Source organism: Bradyrhizobium sp. CSA112, assembly GCF_029051645.1.
Lineage (GTDB): Bacteria > Pseudomonadota > Alphaproteobacteria > Rhizobiales > Xanthobacteraceae > Bradyrhizobium.
Map to the genome: position 1 here is coordinate 1 of NZ_JAACFS010000013.1, position 15,000 is coordinate 15,000.

The following is a 15,000-nucleotide window of genomic DNA, read 5'->3' on the forward strand; positions in this document are numbered from 1 at the left end:
CGCAACTGGGGCCTGCAGCAGTTCACGGTACGCGGCCTCAAAAAGGTCCAGACAGTCCTGCACTGGTTCGCACTCACCAACAACATCCTGGCCGGCCACCGCCTGCTCCGGGCTGCAGCTTGAAGCCAGACAATCAACGCTAGCCAGTTTGGACTAGTCACATAGCCCAATCCCTCTTCGCCAGAGCTGCTAACCTCCAATAGGGTCACAGCCTCTCAGGATGAGGGGGTGGTATGTGGCGAACTCGGGCAGTCGGCAGTTGAATTTCCTGCCCCGCTGTTCCATGAAGCGTGTCGAGGTATACCACCGATAAGCCTGATAAACCCGCAGGGAGTGACAAAATGAAGCTTGTTCGTTACGGCGCCAAGGGTGCGGAAAAGCCCGGCCTGATCGATAAATCCGGCCAGTTGCGCGATCTTTCGGCGCACGTAAGGGATCTCGATGGCGAGGCCTATTCGCCGGCGTCGCTGGCCAAGCTCGACGCGCTCGACACCGCCAAGCTCCCTGCCGTCGACGGCAAGCAGCGGTTCGGCGCGCCGGTCACCGGCATCTCGAAATTCGTCGCGATCGGCCTGAACTACAGCGACCACGCCAAGGAGACAGGATCGCCGATCCCGACCGAGCCGATCTTCTTCCTCAAGGCCAACACCGCGCTGTCGGGCCCGAACGATGCGGTCGAAAAGCCGCGCGGCTCCACCAAGCTCGATTGGGAAGTCGAGATCGCCGCCATCATCGGCACTCGCGCCAAATATGTCTCAGAGGCCGACGCGCTCAATCATGTCGCCGGTTACTGTATCTGCAACGACGTCTCCGAACGCAATTTCCAGATCGAGCGGCTTGGCCAGTGGACCAAGGGCAAGTCGCACGACACCTTCGGCCCGGTCGGCCCGTGGCTCGTCACCAAGGACGAAATTCCTGACGTGCAGAAGCTGTCGATGTGGCTCGATGTCAACGGCAAGCGCTGCCAGACCGGATCGACCTCGACCATGATCTTCTCGATGGCGAAGTGCATTTCCTATGTCTCGCAGTTCATGACGCTGTTGCCGGGCGATATCGTCACCACAGGCACCCCGCCCGGCGTCGGCCTCGGCATGAAGCCGCCGACCTTCCTCAACGTCGGCGACATCGTCACGCTCGGCATCGAAGGGCTCGGCGAGCAGCGCCAGGAAATCATCGCGGCCTAGATGTCATACCCCGCGAATGCGGGGTATCCAGTACGCCGCGGCTTTGGTGAGTAAACCGAACGGACGCGGAGTACTGGATCATCCGCTTTCGCGGATGATGACATCGAGTGGTCGTCATGACAGGACAAAACAAGAAGAAGCCTCCGAGGGAATTCCCAGCATGAAACTCACCTTCTCCCCCGCCTCCCCGTTCGCCCGCAAGGTGCGGATCGCGGCGATCGAGACCGGCCTGATCGACAAGATCGAATTCGTGCCTGCGACCGTCGCGCCAGGTCAGGCCAACGAGGAATATTCGAAGATCACGCCGCTGAAGAAGCTGCCGGTGCTGATCCTCGACAATGGCGACGTGATTCTTGATTCGTATGTGATCGTCGAATATCTCGACGAGCTCGCTGGCGGCGGCAAGCTGATCCCCACCTCCGGCCCCGAGCGATGGAATGTCAAGAGCAACCATTCTCTGCTGCAGGGCATGCTCGATGCCATGCTGCTGTGCCGCTACGAGGGCATGGTGCGGCCGGAGCCGCTGCGGTGGAAGGCGTGGTCGGACGATCACTGGAACCGCGCCTGGACCGGCATGGCACGCTTCGAGAGCAAGCCCGACGTGCTGTCCGGACCGTTCAACATCGTGCAGATCGGCTTGGTCTGCGTGCTCGGCTATGCGGATTTCCGCTTTGCCGATTGCGGCTGGCGCAAGGCCTTTCCGAAGCTCGACGCTTTCCATCAGAAGATGATGGAACGGCCGTCGGTGAAAATCTCGGTACCGCCGCCGGCATAACATCAGAAGCGGAGACAGCGGCATGCGCGAGGGTGGCAGACGATTGCGGCGCCTCGGCTTCGCCGCCATACTTCTGCTGGCCACGTCCGCGATGGCGCGGGGACAAACCAGCATGACTTGCGGAACACCCAAGGCACTTGACGATGGCTGGACCATCGCCTCCCCTGAAAGCGTTGGCCTCGATGGCGCACGACTCTGCAATATCGCGGCACGGCTGAAGGAAGCCGAAGCCAACGTTCACGCCGTGGTCATCGTCCGTCACGGCAAGCTGGTATTCGAGCAGTATTTTTCCGGTCCCGACGAGCGCTGGGACGTTGCGGGACAGTACGATTTCGATGCCACCACCAAGCACGACATGCGGTCGGCTTCCAAGAGCGTGATCTCGCTGCTGGTGGGGATTGCGATCGACCGCAAGCTGATCTCCAGCGCCGATGACCCCGTCGTCAAATTCTACCCGGAACATTCTGGCCTGAAATCGCCGGGCTGGGACCAGGTTACCCTCCGCCATCTCCTCACAATGTCATCCGGCATGCAATGGGACGAGAACCGCGGCTGGAACGATCCCAAAAACGACGAACCGCATCTGGGCAATGAAGCGGACCCGATCCGCTACATCTTGTCGAAGCCGATCGCAAAGCGGCCGGACTCGTTGTGGACCTACAATGGCGGCGGCACGGACCTGCTCGGCAACATCCTCGAACGCGTTTCAGGCAAGCCGCTGGAAGCGTTCGCGCGCGAAGTTTTGTTCCAGCCGCTCGGAATTACCGATTTTGAGTGGAAGACCTATCCCAAGAACGGAAAGATTGCCTCCGCCGTAGGCCTCCGCATCCGGCCGCGCGATGCCGCCAAGATCGGGCAGCTGGTGCTCAATCGCGGCGACTGGGGCGGAAAACAGATCGTTTCGGTGGCATGGATCGAGCAATCGGTCCGGCCGCGTTTTCAGGCGATCGGTTATTTCAGCGGTCTGTTTTTCTATGGTCAGCAATGGTGGATGGGACGCTCGATTGCGCAGGATCAGGAAGTGAAGTGGATTGCGGCGATGGGCTCGGGCGGCCAGCGACTTTTCATCGTGCCCGACCGCGATCTTGTGGTGATGACGACATCCGGTCTTTATTTTCTGCCGGGCCAGGGTGACGGAGCGCTCGATATGATGGCGAACTACATCCTTCCTGCCGTTCGCGACAACGCGCGCTAGACAACCAAACACAGGCAAGAAAAGACATGAGCCTGAAATTCACCGCCCGCGATCTCACCATCCATCGCATCATCGAGCAGGAAACAACCTTCCTGCCGGCACTCGAGATGCTGCCGGGCCTGACGCCGGAAGTCCTGGCGGAGAACCGCGCATGGATGCGAGATGCCGGTGCGCTCGACGACAAAGACGTGCTGATCCTGTGTTTCCAGTCTTACGTCGTGAAGACGCCGCACCACACCATCCTGATCGATAGCTGCATCGGCAACGACAAGCCGCGGCCGCAGCGGCCAAAATGGAGCATGAAGACCGACGATACCTACATGCGTGGGCTGGCCGCGGCCGGGTTCTCCGTTGACGACATCGACTATGTCATGTGCACGCATCTGCATGTCGACCATGTCGGTTGGAACACGCGGCTCGAGAACGGCCGCTGGGTGCCGACCTTCCCGAAAGCGCGCTGCGTGTTCGACACGACCGAATTCAACTACTGGACCGAGATGCACGCGAAAACACCGGTGCCGCCGTTCGGCGACAGCGTGCTGCCGGTGGTCGAGGCGAAACAGGCCGAGATCGTCCGCAGCGACTTCGCGATCGGCGATCACACGCGCATCCTGCCGACGCCGGGGCATACGCCCGGCCATGTCGCCTTCACCTTCGGCCGCGGCAAGGATGATGTCGTGTTCTCGGGCGACCTGATGCATTCGCCGCTGCAGACGCGCTATCCGGAATTGTCCGTCAAGTTCGATGTCGATCAGGCGCAGGCGGCGGCGACGCGGCGCAGTTTCATGGAGCGCTACTGCGACACCGACACGCTGTGCTGCACCGCGCATTTCCCCTCCCCGTCGGTCGGAAAGATCCGGCGCAGCGGCAGCGGCTTCTCCTGCGAGGCGCTATGAGTTCGAACCCGTCCACTTTCGAGACGCTGTCGGTCGAGCCGGTCGACGAGCATGTCACGATTATCAGGCTCAATCGGCCGGAGGCATCCAACGCGCTCAACACCCAGATGGGCCGCGATCTCGTGCGCTATTTCGAGGATGTGGCGCTCGATCCGAAGAGCCAGCGTTGCATCGTTCTCACAGGCGCGGGCGACAAGGCGTTCTGCGCCGGCGGCGACTTGAAGGAACGCCGCGGCATGACGGATGAGGCATGGACGCGCCAGCATGTCATTTTCGAGCGGATGGTGCGGGCGCTGATCGACTGCTCCGTCCCGATCATCGGCGCCATCAACGGCGCGGCCTATGGCGGCGGCTGCGAGATCGCGGGCTGCTGCGATTTTCTCTACGCGGCAGAGGGTGCGCGTTTTGCTCTGACGGAGGTGACGCTGGGCATCATGCCCGGCGGTGGCGGTACGCAAACCCTGCCGCGCGCCGTCGGCGAGCGCCGCGCCAAGGAGCTGATCCTGACCGGCAAGCCGTTTACGTCAGCGGAAGCGCGTGAATGGGGTTTTGTGAACGAAGTGTTTCCGCTACCGGAATTGTTGCCCGCGGCGCTGGCGACTGCCTCGCGCATCGCCAGCAACGCGCCGATCTCCGTTCGCCAGGCAAAGCTCTCGATCCATCGCGGCCTGCAACTGTCGCTGCGCGACGGCCTCGCGCTCGAGATCGAGGCCTATAACCGCATGGTCCCCACCGAGGACCGCCGCGAGGGCGTGCTTGCCTTCAACGAGAAGCGGCCGCCGAACTTCAAGGGCCGGTGAAAGCCCCTCAATCGAACAGGCTCGGCGTGTGGTTCACCGCCGCGCCTTCGATCGTCAGCATCTTCAGCTTCGTCACCACCCCGCCATTGGCGGAGAAACCGCCGGGCTTGTTGCCCGCCGCCAGCACACGGTGGCACGGCACCACGATCGGACAGGGGTTGCGACCCAGCGCCTGGCCGACGTCGCGCGACAACTCGACGCCGCCGAGTTTCTTGGCGATATCGCCGTAGGTCATGGTCTTGCCCGGCGGAATGGTGCGCGCGATGTCGTAGACGCCGCGGTTGAATTCGGGAACGCCGTCGAGATCGAGCACGACGTCCGCGAGGTCATTCGGCTTGCCTTCAAGCAGCTCGACGATGCCGTCGATCGCGGCCTGTACCCTGGCCGGCGGCTCCGCCTCGACGAGGTCGTCATGGCGCTGCTGCAGGCGGGTGCGCGTCTTCTTTTCGTCGCCCATCGGCAATTGCACCGAGGTGATGCCGCGCTCGCCCCAGACGATGCCGCAGCGGCCGATCGCGGTGTCGAATATCGTAAAATGGTGCCCGGTCATGGCTGGCTCCATATTCTCCTGTTCAATGCCACCCAGCTTCCTCTCAGGCTCAAATCTAGGCTTGGAGATTATTGCTATCCACCCGAATCCCGGGGGAACTTGACGGCATGAACAACTTCCGCTGATCTGGGGGACGTTACGACGCCATTCACTGGCGCCCTTGCCCTCTCCCCACCTCACGAGCCCATGCAAACCATAAACGTCAACGGCTATGACATGGCCTATCTCGATGTCGGCCAAAGCGCCGGCAATCGCCCGCCGCTGGTGTGCGTGCACGGCTCGCTGTGCGACTTCCGGATCTGGTCGTCGGTGCTGGGACTGCTGACGCGCCAGCACCGGGTGATCGCGCCGTCGCTGCGGCATTTCTTTCCCGACCATTGGGACGGCGTCGGCGACACCTATTCGATCGTGCAACATGTCGAGGACGTCATCGCCTTCATCGAGAAATTGGACACGAAGCCGCTCGACCTGATGGGCCATTCCCGCGGCGGCCACATCTGTTTTCGCGTCGCGCAGCGGCGGCCTGACCTGTTGCGCAAGCTGATCCTCGCCGAGCCCGGCGGCGAGCTCGACGCCACGCTCGATCCCGCCTACAAGCCCGGCCCCTCGCCGCTGGCCGGAATGATTGCGGCTTCCGCTGAGGTGATTGCCAAAGGCGATATCGACGGCGGCCTGCGGATCTTCATGGATGCGCTGGAAGGCCCCGGCGCCTGGAAGCGCCTGCCGGCGACACCCAAACAGCTCCTGCGCGACAACGCCACGACACTGATCGGCCAGATGCGCGACCAGCGTCCGCCGTTCTCCAAGGCGGATGTGGAAGCGATCAAGACCCCGACATTGTTCATCGGCGGCACCAACACCAAGGGCACGCTGCCGAAGGTACTGCATGCGCTGGCAACTAACGTGAAGGGTGCGCGTATCGAGATGATCCCGGGAACCACGCATCCGATGTTCGAACAGGCGCCACAGAAATATTGCGAGATCGTTCTCGCTTATCTCGCAGAGGACTGACCGACATGCAGACGTTGAGCGTCAACGGCTACGACATGGCCTATCTCGATGTTGGCCGAGGTAACGAGAGTAGCCCGGCAGTGGTTCTCGTGCATGGCACGCTCGGCGACTTCCGCACCTGGAACGCCGTGCTTGGGCCATTGTCGAGGACGCACCGCGTGATTTCGCTGAGCCTGCGGCGATTCTTTCCGGAGCATTGGGACGGCGTCGGCAACGACTATTTGATGGCGCAGCATGTCGACGACGTCATCGGCTTCATCGAGAAGCTGAACGTCGGGCCGGTCGATGTGATCGGCCATTCCCGCGGCGGCCATATCGGCTTCCGGGTGGCGCAGGCGCGGCCGGATCTGTTGCGCAAGGCCGTTCTCGCCGAACCGGGCGGCGATCTCGAACCCGCGCTGCAGCCCGCCACTCCGCCTCCCGGCCCGGTGCCGCTGGGGCCGCGCGTTCCGCTGGCAGCGGAGATGGTACGAAACGGCGACATCGACGGTGCGCTGGCCCTGTTCGTCGACGGGATCGACGGCGAAGGCGCGTGGGCAAGGTGGTCTGCGGTGGCGCGGCAGCAATTGCGCGACAACATCCATACGCTGCCCGGGCAAGTCGGCGAGAACCGCAAGCCGTTTTTGAGAAGCGAAGCGGAATCGATCAGGACGCCGACCTTGTTGATCGGCGGCGGCGACACCAAGGGCGCTCGGGCGGTGATCTGGCGCGTGCTGGCCGAACATATTCCGGGCGCACGGACGGCAGTAATCCCGGGCACCCGTCACTGGATGTTCGAACAGGCGCCGCAGGAATTTAGTAACGTCGTGCTGGAGTTTCTCGCGGCGTAGACCGGCGGCCAGCCGCTACTTCTGATCCAGCCGCCACGCGCCATCCCAATCGGCAGCCGGCGGATCAGCCTGAAAGTTCTTGACGCGTTGGGCCATCGCTTTGGATGGCCCATCGCCGGGAACCGCCTCGAGCGCCGCCTGGAAAGCCCGGCGCGCATCATCCCAGCGGCGCGCCCGATAGGCCGCGAGGCCTTCGGCGTACCGCGCCAGCAGTTCAAGTTGCTTCTCAGTCAACTCGCCCGCGCGCCCGATGATCTCGAACACCGCTTCGGGACGGGTTTGGCCTGCGACGACCAGCCGGTCAATCTCGCGCGATTCCACCGCATCGCCGGCCGCCATGATCGCAGCCTCCGAAGCCAGCGAGTGGCTACCGTAAAACTTGTTGGCGTTCTCCAGGCGCGAAGCCAGATTCACCGCGTCTCCCATCACCGTGTAGCTCATCATGAACTCCGAGCCGATGCTGCCGACCAGCACCTCGCCGGTGGCGATGCCGATGCGTACTTCGCAGTCGCTCGGCACGGTGCGCACGCCAAGCAATTCGGGCAGTTCGGTGCGCAGCGCGGTGCCACGATCGGCCATCTCGACGGCGGCAAGGCAGGCCAGCCGCGCCTGTTCGCCATGCTCGGTAAATGGAGGCCCCCAATAGGCCATGATCGCATCGCCGATGTATTTGTCGATGATGCCGCGATGGCTGCGGATCGGCCCCGACATCGTCGAGAGATAGTGGTTCATCACCTTGACGAGGCCTTGTGGCGTCATGCCCTCGCTGAGGCTGGTAAAGCCTTTCATGTCGCAGAACAGCACCGTCATCACCCGCCGCTCACCGTCGCTCGCAGTCAGCGATTGCGAGGCGATCAGGCCTTCTACGACGCGCGGGTCGACATAGCGGCCGAACGTTTCGCGCAGGCGCTCCTTGTGGCGCAACTGCTCGACCATGTTGTTGAAGGCCGTCGTGAGCTGGCCGATTTCGTCCCGCGTGGTGACGTCGATCGACCCATCGAGCAGGCCGGCCTCAACGGCGCGGGTGCCGTCCAAGAGCCGCCGGACCGGGCGGGTAATGCCGGTAGAGACGAAGAATGCGAATGTCAGTCCAAGGATGGCCGCTAGCGTCGTCAAGATCGCGGAGACGGCAATCGCGCGTTGCTGATCCCGCATCGTCACGGCCGCATCGCTGCGCACCTGCTCCAGCATGTCGTGTCGAATTTCCTCAATCTTGCGATTGAATTCGTCGCGGAGCGCATCGGTCCGGACAAGGCTGGCCCGCACCTCCGGCATGTTGCCGGCATCGAGCTGCGGCCACATCCGCTTATTCTCTTCGTCCAGATAACGGCGAAGGTCGCTAGTTATGGTTTCGATCCGGTTTTCAATCCGTCCGAGCTTGGCATCGTCGGAGACGGTGGTCGGATCATCAATGATTGCAATAATCAGGGCGCGTGCGGCCTGCGCCTCCCTGTCAATCTCACTGCCTTTCGCCTCATAGATGGTTTGCTGATCTGCAAAGGCGGTCTCGTCCGGTGGCGTCTGTACCTTGATGAACACCATCCGGCGAACCACCACCGCCTGCTCGAGCGAGCGGACGTTCATCCGTGCCAGATGCCCATATGCTTCGACGTATTTTGTCGTCAGTTCATCGAGCTGATGCGCAATCTTTCGCGTCATTACGGTCGATAGCGCCGAGATGATCACCATCAGGAAAACCAAACCCAGGGCGATGCCAAGGATTCGCTTGCGGATGGTCGGGCGCAGCATGGACAGGTGTTCAGAGGTGATGGCCATGATCAGGAAACGGGATGAAAGCAACAAAAGCGAAAGCCCGGCCGATCTGGCCGGGCTTATTGTTTAGCGCGCACCGGTGAATTAAGCACGAGCCGGCGCGTTAAAATTGAGGGGATATGGCCTCAGACTACACCTTCCAGACGCCAACCGGCTGGCGCACGGCCACGTTGAGCCTGTTCCAGACATTGATGTTGGCGATCGCCAGAATCAGCGCCGCGAGTTCCTGCTCGTCGAAATGCTTGTCGGCCTCGCCCCAGACCTCGTCCGGCACCGGATCGGCGCGGTCGCTGATCCGGGTCAGCGCTTCCGTCAACGCCAGGGCCGCGCGCTCGGCTTCGGTGAAATAAGGCGTGTCGCGCCAGGCCGCCACCGCAAACAGGCGCTCGTCGGTTTCGCCGGCCTTCCTTGCGAGTTTTGGATGCATGTCGACGCAGACGCTGCAGCCGTTGATCTGGCTGGCGCGCAGATGCACCAGTTCGAGCAGCTTTTCCGACAGGCTGTTTTTGGTCAATTCGCCCAGCGCCTGCAGCGCCTTCATGGCATCGGGAACGACCATCACCGGGTGATTCATTCGGGCTTCCATCACTTTACGCTCCTTATGGTTTGTTCCGTTTTGACGCTCCTTGCGCCGATTTGCTGTCACATCGGCGCGGTTTCGTTCGTCATAGCCAAGACGCAACGCGACATGGGAATGTGACCGGATGGACGAGAAAAAATTTCTGGCTAGGCAATTCGAGGCCAACCGGGCCCATCTGCGGGCTGTGGCCTACCGCATGCTGGGCTCGACCAGCGAGGTCGACGACACCGTGCAGGAAACCTGGCTGCGGCTGAGCCGTTCCGATACCAGCGCGGTCGAGAACCTCGGAGGCTGGCTGACCACGGTCGTCGCCCGCGTCTGCCTCGATATGCTGCGGTCGCGCAAATCGCGGCGCGAGGAGCCGATGGGGCCGCATGTGCCGGAACCCGCCGATGACGATGCGTATGGGCGCGATGCGGAGATGGCCGACTCCGTCGGCGCAGCGCTGCTGGTGGTACTGGAAACCCTGGCGCCGGCCGAACGGCTCGCCTTCGTGCTGCACGACATGTTTGCCGTGCCGTTCGAGGAGATCGCGCCGATCGTCGGCCGCACGCCCGCGGCGGCGAGGCAACTGGCCAGCCGCGCCCGCCGCCGGGTGCAAGGCTCGCCGCCGCCGGACGCCGATTTCGGCCGGCAGAAAAACATCGTCGACGCTTTCCTCAAGGCTTCCCGTGAGGGCGACTTCGAGGGTCTGCTCGCGGCGCTCGATCCCGACGTGGTGTTCCGCGCCGATGCCGCCGCTCAACGGCTCGGCGCGCTTGCGGAAATCCGCGGCGCCACAGCCGTCGCCGAAACCTTCAAGGGACGCGCGCAGGCCGCCAAGCCGGTACTGGTCGACGGCACGCTGGCGGTCGCCGTCATCATTGGCGGGCAGTTGCGTATCGTGCTGCGGCTTACCCTGAGCGGAGAGCGGATATCGGCGGTCGACGCGGTGGCGGACGCCGAACGGCTCGGTACGTTCGACGTAACCGTGCTCCCGTGAGCAGAGTCGTCATCTCTTCACTGCAGAGAACACGATGGCCTGCAGCGGCATCCGGCCGGGGTCGTCGCCGAACTCGCGGCGAAATTCCTGCGCCAGCGCGTCAGCTATGCGGTCCGGATCGACGCCACCGCGCGCTTGAACTTGATCGATCAGCGGATTGCCGTAGACCGCCGCGCGCGCGAAGTTGGCGCTGTCAGGAAGCTCTCGCTCCTGCCTGATCACGGCAATGTCGATCCTGTCGAAGCCTGCTGTGATCAGCAGTTCCTTGATTGGATCGATCTGGTGGCAGGAGAACGGCACGTTGTAAAACTGCGGCGGATCGTCCGGAAAAAAGCGCCCCGCCATCTCGTGCGCGATGCGGCCGAACGGATTGTGGCGGTGCGAATCCCAGACGTTGAAGAGATAGCGTCCGCCTGGAACGAGGGCACGGCGGGCTTCGGCAAAGGATCCGGCCTTGTCCGGAAAGAACATCAGGCCGAACTGGCAGACGATGGCGTCGAAGCTTCCATCGGCAAAGGGAAGCGCGCCGGCATCGGCGGGCTGGATGCTGACCTGCTCGCCCGGCCGAAACTTGGCGCGCGCGAGATCGAGCATCGGCGGATTGAGATCGGTCGCCGTCAGTTTGGCATTCGGGGATAAGGCGTCGCGCAGCTTACGCGTGACGATGCCGGTGCCCGCCGCCGTCTCCAGTACCCGCGCCGGGCGCCCTGCCGCGACGCGTTGCGCGATATCGGCAGCATAACCGGCAAAGATCACCGGCCCGAGGCCTTGGTCGTAATATTGCGGAATGCTGCCGGTGAAACTTGCGACGTCGTCGGCCATGAGCGTTTCTCCGATCAGGCGAGCCCTCGCGAAGTATAGCCTGATGGCTGGGCGTAAAGCAGCAGCCGGAGACGACCGCGCCCTTGACGCGGTCACCGTGCCGGGATAGTTTTGGGAATTCGGAATTCCGTATTCCAAACCCGGACGACGGCCAGCACATGATCCCATTGGATCCGCTCCCCAACCTGATCGACCAGGTCTATAGCCGGATTCTGGAGGCAATCACCGATCGCTCGCTGCCCCCCGGCCATCGCATCCGGCAGAACGAGCTTGCGGAAAAGCTCGGCGTATCGCGCCAGCCGGTCTCGCATGCGCTGCATTTGCTGCATCGGCAGGGGCTCGTCGCCGAAAGCGGCCGCCGCGGCTTTGAAGTCACGCGGCTCGACCCGGAGCGCATCCGTCAGCTCTACGAAGTGCGAGGCGCCATCGACGCGCTGGCAGCAAAGCTGGCTGCCGGACAGGTCAGGACGAACGCTTCGGGACGCACGCAGCTCGAGGCGGCGCTGCAGGCGGGACGGACCATCAGCAAAGATACGCCGCTGGCGCGGCTGATCGCACTCGACGTCGATTTTCACAGCGCGATCTATCGCCTCGCGGGCAATCCCGCGATCGAGGAGATGATTGCGCCGCAATGGCCGCACATGCGCCGCTCGATGGCGACCGTGCTCGCCGAGCTCGATTACCGCGAACGCGCCTGGACCGAACACGAGACGATCGCCGCGCAGATCCTCGCCAGCAACGCCAAGGCGGCGGAGGCCGCAGCACTGGCGCATGCGCAGACGGCCGGACGAATGACCGAGGAGAGACTGAGGGCGACTGACGAAGCGGCGTAACTGGAGCGCCGTCGTTCCGGGGCGATGCGCAGCATCGAACTATGGTGCGCAATTGCGCACCTGAGAACCTCGAGATTCCGGGTTCGCGCTTCGCGCGCCCCGGAATGACAAACAAAAAACCAACAGGAGAGAACGCATGAAACTGACGCCACAGCAGATCGAATTCTTCAATCGCGAAGGCTGGCTGTTCCTGCCCGAATTATTCAGCCAGGAGGAAGTGGATTATCTCGCCCGCGAGGCCGTCAGCATCTACGACGCCAACCGCCCGGAGGTGTGGCGCGAAAAGAGCGGCGCGCCGCGCACCGCCTTTGCCGCGCATCTCTATAACGAAGCCTTCGGCGTTCTCGGCGCGCATCCGCGCATGATCGAGCCGGTCGAGCAGATCTTCGGCGAGAAGGTCTACATGCATCAATACAAGATCAACGCCAAATCCGCCTTCACCGGCGACGTCTGGCAATGGCACCAGGATTACGGCACCTGGAAACGCGACGACGGCATGCCGTTGCCGCGCGCGATGAACATCGCGATCTTCCTCGACGAGGTGATGCCGATCAACGGTCCCCTGATGCTGGTGCCCAAGAGCCAGCACGCCGGCGACCTCAAGGCTTCGCATGACCTGGAAACGACGTCATATCCGCTGTGGACACTGGATGAGGAGACCGTCACACGGCTGGTGAAGGAAGGCGGTATCGTCGCCCCCACCGGCAAGGCCGGCGGCATGCTGATGTTCCACGGCAACCTGGTGCACGGCTCGGCCGGCAACATCACGCCCTATCCGCGCAAGATCGTCTACCTGACGCTGAACGCGGTTTCGAACTACATCCGCACGCCGACGCGGCCTGATTACATCGCGCACCGCGATTTCACGCCGATCCAGACCGTGGAGGATGACGCGCTGCTTCGATTGGCGCGAGCACATCGTCAGGCGGCGGAGTAGCATACTCTCGTGTCCCGGGCGCAGCGCAGCATGAAATGATGCGCTGCTGAACCGGGACCTACTCTCGTTTATCGCTATCATAGGTCCCGGCTCTGCGGAGCAGCGTGAAGAACGCTGCACCGCGTCCGGGACACGCCTCAATCCCGATTGGATTCCCCATGAACCTTCATCACCTCCTCAACGCCCGCCTTGCGGCCGGCAAGCCGGTTCGCGTCGCGCTGATCGGCGCCGGCAAGTTCGGCTCGATGTTTTTGTCGCAGGTGCCGCATACGCCGGGACTCGAAGTGCCCGTCATCATCGACATCGATCGCGATCGCGCCCGGGAAGCATGCCGCACCGTCGGCTGGGATCGAGAACAGATCGGGCGGACGACTTTCACCGATGACGGCGTGCGCGCGATTGCGGGAGGCGCGATGGACGTCGTGGTGGAAGCCACCGGCAATCCCGCCGTCGGCATCAGGCATGCCCGAGCGGCGATCGCCGCCGGCAAGCACGTCGTCATGGTCAATGTCGAGGCCGACGTGCTGGCCGGCCCGCTGTTGGCGGAGGAAGCACGCAAAGCGGGCGTGGTCTATTCGCTGGCCTATGGCGACCAGCCGGCGCTGACCGCCGAGATGGTGGACTGGGCGCGCGCGACGGGCTTTCGCGTCGTCGCTGCCGGCAAGGGCACCAAATATCTGCCGGCCTATCACGACGTGACGCCGGATGGCGTGTGGAGCCATTACGGACTGACGGCCGGCGAAGCGCAATCGGACGGCATGAACCCGCAGATGTTCAACTCGTTTCTGGACGGCACCAAATCCGCGATCGAAATGGCGGCGATCGCGAACGCTTGCGGGCTCGACGTGCCGTCGGACGGGTTGCTGTTTCCACCCTGCGGCGTCGATGATTTGCCGCATGTGATGCGACCGCGCGAGGCGGGCGGCGTGCTGGAGAAGGCTGGCCTTGCCGAGGTTGTCTCGTCGCTCGAGCGGGACGGGCGTCCAGTGTTCCGCGATCTGCGCTGGGGCGTCTACGTCGTGCTGGAAGCGCCGAACGATTACGCTGCCGATTGCTTCAGGCAGTATGGGCTGAAGACCGACGCCTCAGGCCGCTATGCGGCAATGTACAAGCCGTATCATCTGATCGGACTCGAGCTCAACATTTCCATCCTGTCGGCAGCGCTACGCAACGAGCCGACCGGGCAGCCGCATGATTTTCGCGGTGACGTCGCAGCGGTCGCCAAGCGCGATCTGCGCGCGGGCGAAATGCTCGATGGCGAAGGCGGCTACACGGTGTGGGGCAAGCTGATGCCGGCATCCAAAAGCCTCGCCGCCGGCGCGCTGCCGATCGGACTTGCCCATCGCGTCAAGCTGAAGAACGACGTCGGCCATGGCGCGGTGGTGCGCTGGAGCGATGTTGAGGTCGACGAAAACAACGACACCATCAAGACGCGCAGGGCGATGGAAGCGGCATTCTCCGCAAGACGATAGTCGCGCGACGCGTATCGGCGCACTGCGGCGGGAAATTTCATCGCCCTGCGCATGCAGGTTCAAGTCAAATGCAGGACGCCGTCGCGAGCGCTTACCGCAATGCGGCATGTCCGGTTAGCTTGCCATGCAGGCATCGCTCGCTTTCTTAGCCTTTCTTTGGGCAGCTCGATCGCTCGGTATTCAGGCAGTCCTTCGCAACTGCGGCGGAACCGGAGCCCTTGATTATCAATCACTAGTTCGTCATCCTGCCCGCAGGTCCACAAAGCCGGGAAATTGATTGCATTCGAAAAACCAAGAGCCTTGGTTTCAGGGCCCACATTCCTAAACAACAGCCCAACATCGGCCATCGGCAAACCAGAG

At 63.0% G+C, this 15,000-nt stretch carries 15 protein-coding genes; 11 read left to right on the top strand and 4 right to left on the bottom strand.

Annotation, left to right across the window (positions count from 1 at the left end):
* The first annotated feature begins 341 nt into the window (after positions 1-341).
* From GWE18_RS21420 to GWE18_RS21440, 5 genes are all read left to right on the top strand, one after another.
* The gene (locus GWE18_RS21420) at positions 342-1,184 is read left to right on the top strand and encodes a fumarylacetoacetate hydrolase family protein (RefSeq protein WP_275187691.1); all 843 of its coding nucleotides are present in this window, start codon (positions 342-344) and stop codon (positions 1,182-1,184) included.
* A gap of 160 nt (positions 1,185-1,344) precedes the next feature.
* A complete protein-coding gene (locus GWE18_RS21425) occupies positions 1,345-1,959 on the top strand; it encodes a glutathione S-transferase family protein (RefSeq protein WP_275187692.1) in 615 nt (204 codons plus the stop codon).
* A 22-nt stretch (positions 1,960-1,981) separates the two neighbouring features.
* A complete protein-coding gene (locus tag GWE18_RS21430; RefSeq protein WP_275187693.1) occupies positions 1,982-3,154 on the top strand; it encodes a serine hydrolase in 1,173 nt (390 codons plus the stop codon).
* A 26-nt stretch (positions 3,155-3,180) separates the two neighbouring features.
* On the top strand, positions 3,181-4,050 hold the full coding sequence (locus GWE18_RS21435; protein ID WP_275187694.1) for an MBL fold metallo-hydrolase: 870 nt from the start codon (positions 3,181-3,183) through the stop codon (positions 4,048-4,050).
* Complete coding sequence (locus GWE18_RS21440; RefSeq protein WP_275187695.1) at positions 4,047-4,850, top strand: enoyl-CoA hydratase-related protein; 804 nt, start codon at positions 4,047-4,049, stop codon at positions 4,848-4,850. Before GWE18_RS21435 ends, GWE18_RS21440 begins: the two co-directional genes overlap by 4 nt.
* A 7-nt stretch (positions 4,851-4,857) precedes the next feature.
* Here the strand turns inward: GWE18_RS21440 and GWE18_RS21445 are convergent, their stop codons facing one another.
* Positions 4,858-5,400, bottom strand: coding sequence for a methylated-DNA--[protein]-cysteine S-methyltransferase (locus GWE18_RS21445; protein ID WP_275187696.1), 543 nt, complete (start codon positions 5,398-5,400; stop codon positions 4,858-4,860).
* A gap of 186 nt (positions 5,401-5,586) precedes the next feature.
* Here GWE18_RS21445 and GWE18_RS21450 point away from each other — a divergent pair, with 186 nt between their 5' ends.
* Entirely contained in the window at positions 5,587-6,411 is an 825-nt protein-coding gene (locus GWE18_RS21450; protein WP_275187697.1) for an alpha/beta hydrolase, read from the top strand.
* 5 nt (positions 6,412-6,416) lie between these two features.
* Positions 6,417-7,241 (top strand): alpha/beta hydrolase, encoded by an 825-nt coding sequence (locus GWE18_RS21455; RefSeq protein WP_275187698.1) that lies wholly within the window; start codon positions 6,417-6,419, stop codon positions 7,239-7,241.
* A gap of 15 nt (positions 7,242-7,256) precedes the next feature.
* On the opposite strand, the gene GWE18_RS21460 is transcribed toward GWE18_RS21455, so the two are convergent.
* Entirely contained in the window at positions 7,257-8,990 is a 1,734-nt protein-coding gene (locus tag GWE18_RS21460; protein ID WP_275187699.1) for an adenylate/guanylate cyclase domain-containing protein, read from the bottom strand.
* A 154-nt stretch (positions 8,991-9,144) separates the two neighbouring features.
* Positions 9,145-9,600 (bottom strand): carboxymuconolactone decarboxylase family protein, encoded by a 456-nt coding sequence (locus GWE18_RS21465; protein ID WP_057854359.1) that lies wholly within the window; start codon positions 9,598-9,600, stop codon positions 9,145-9,147.
* Between the two features lie 118 nt (positions 9,601-9,718).
* Between GWE18_RS21465 and GWE18_RS21470 the strand changes: the two genes are divergently transcribed.
* Positions 9,719-10,576, top strand: a complete 858-nt coding sequence (locus GWE18_RS21470; protein WP_275187700.1) for a sigma-70 family RNA polymerase sigma factor — start codon at positions 9,719-9,721, stop codon at positions 10,574-10,576.
* Between the two features lie 9 nt (positions 10,577-10,585).
* Here the strand turns inward: GWE18_RS21470 and GWE18_RS21475 are convergent, their stop codons facing one another.
* Positions 10,586-11,398 carry a class I SAM-dependent methyltransferase gene (locus GWE18_RS21475; RefSeq protein ID WP_275187701.1) on the bottom strand — a complete coding sequence of 271 codons (813 nt, stop codon included), beginning with the start codon at positions 11,396-11,398 and terminating at the stop codon, positions 10,586-10,588.
* A gap of 158 nt (positions 11,399-11,556) precedes the next feature.
* Between GWE18_RS21475 and GWE18_RS21480 the strand changes: the two genes are divergently transcribed.
* The 3 genes from GWE18_RS21480 (at position 11,557) to GWE18_RS21490 (ending at position 14,640) form a co-directional block, all read left to right on the top strand.
* Entirely contained in the window at positions 11,557-12,231 is a 675-nt protein-coding gene (locus GWE18_RS21480) for a GntR family transcriptional regulator (protein WP_275187702.1), read from the top strand.
* 136 nt (positions 12,232-12,367) lie between these two features.
* Positions 12,368-13,168, top strand: coding sequence for a phytanoyl-CoA dioxygenase family protein (locus GWE18_RS21485; protein ID WP_275187703.1), 801 nt, complete (start codon positions 12,368-12,370; stop codon positions 13,166-13,168).
* Positions 13,169-13,326: 158 nt separating this feature from the next.
* Entirely contained in the window at positions 13,327-14,640 is a 1,314-nt protein-coding gene (locus GWE18_RS21490) for a Gfo/Idh/MocA family oxidoreductase (protein ID WP_275187704.1), read from the top strand.
* Positions 14,641-15,000: the final 360 nt, after the last annotated feature.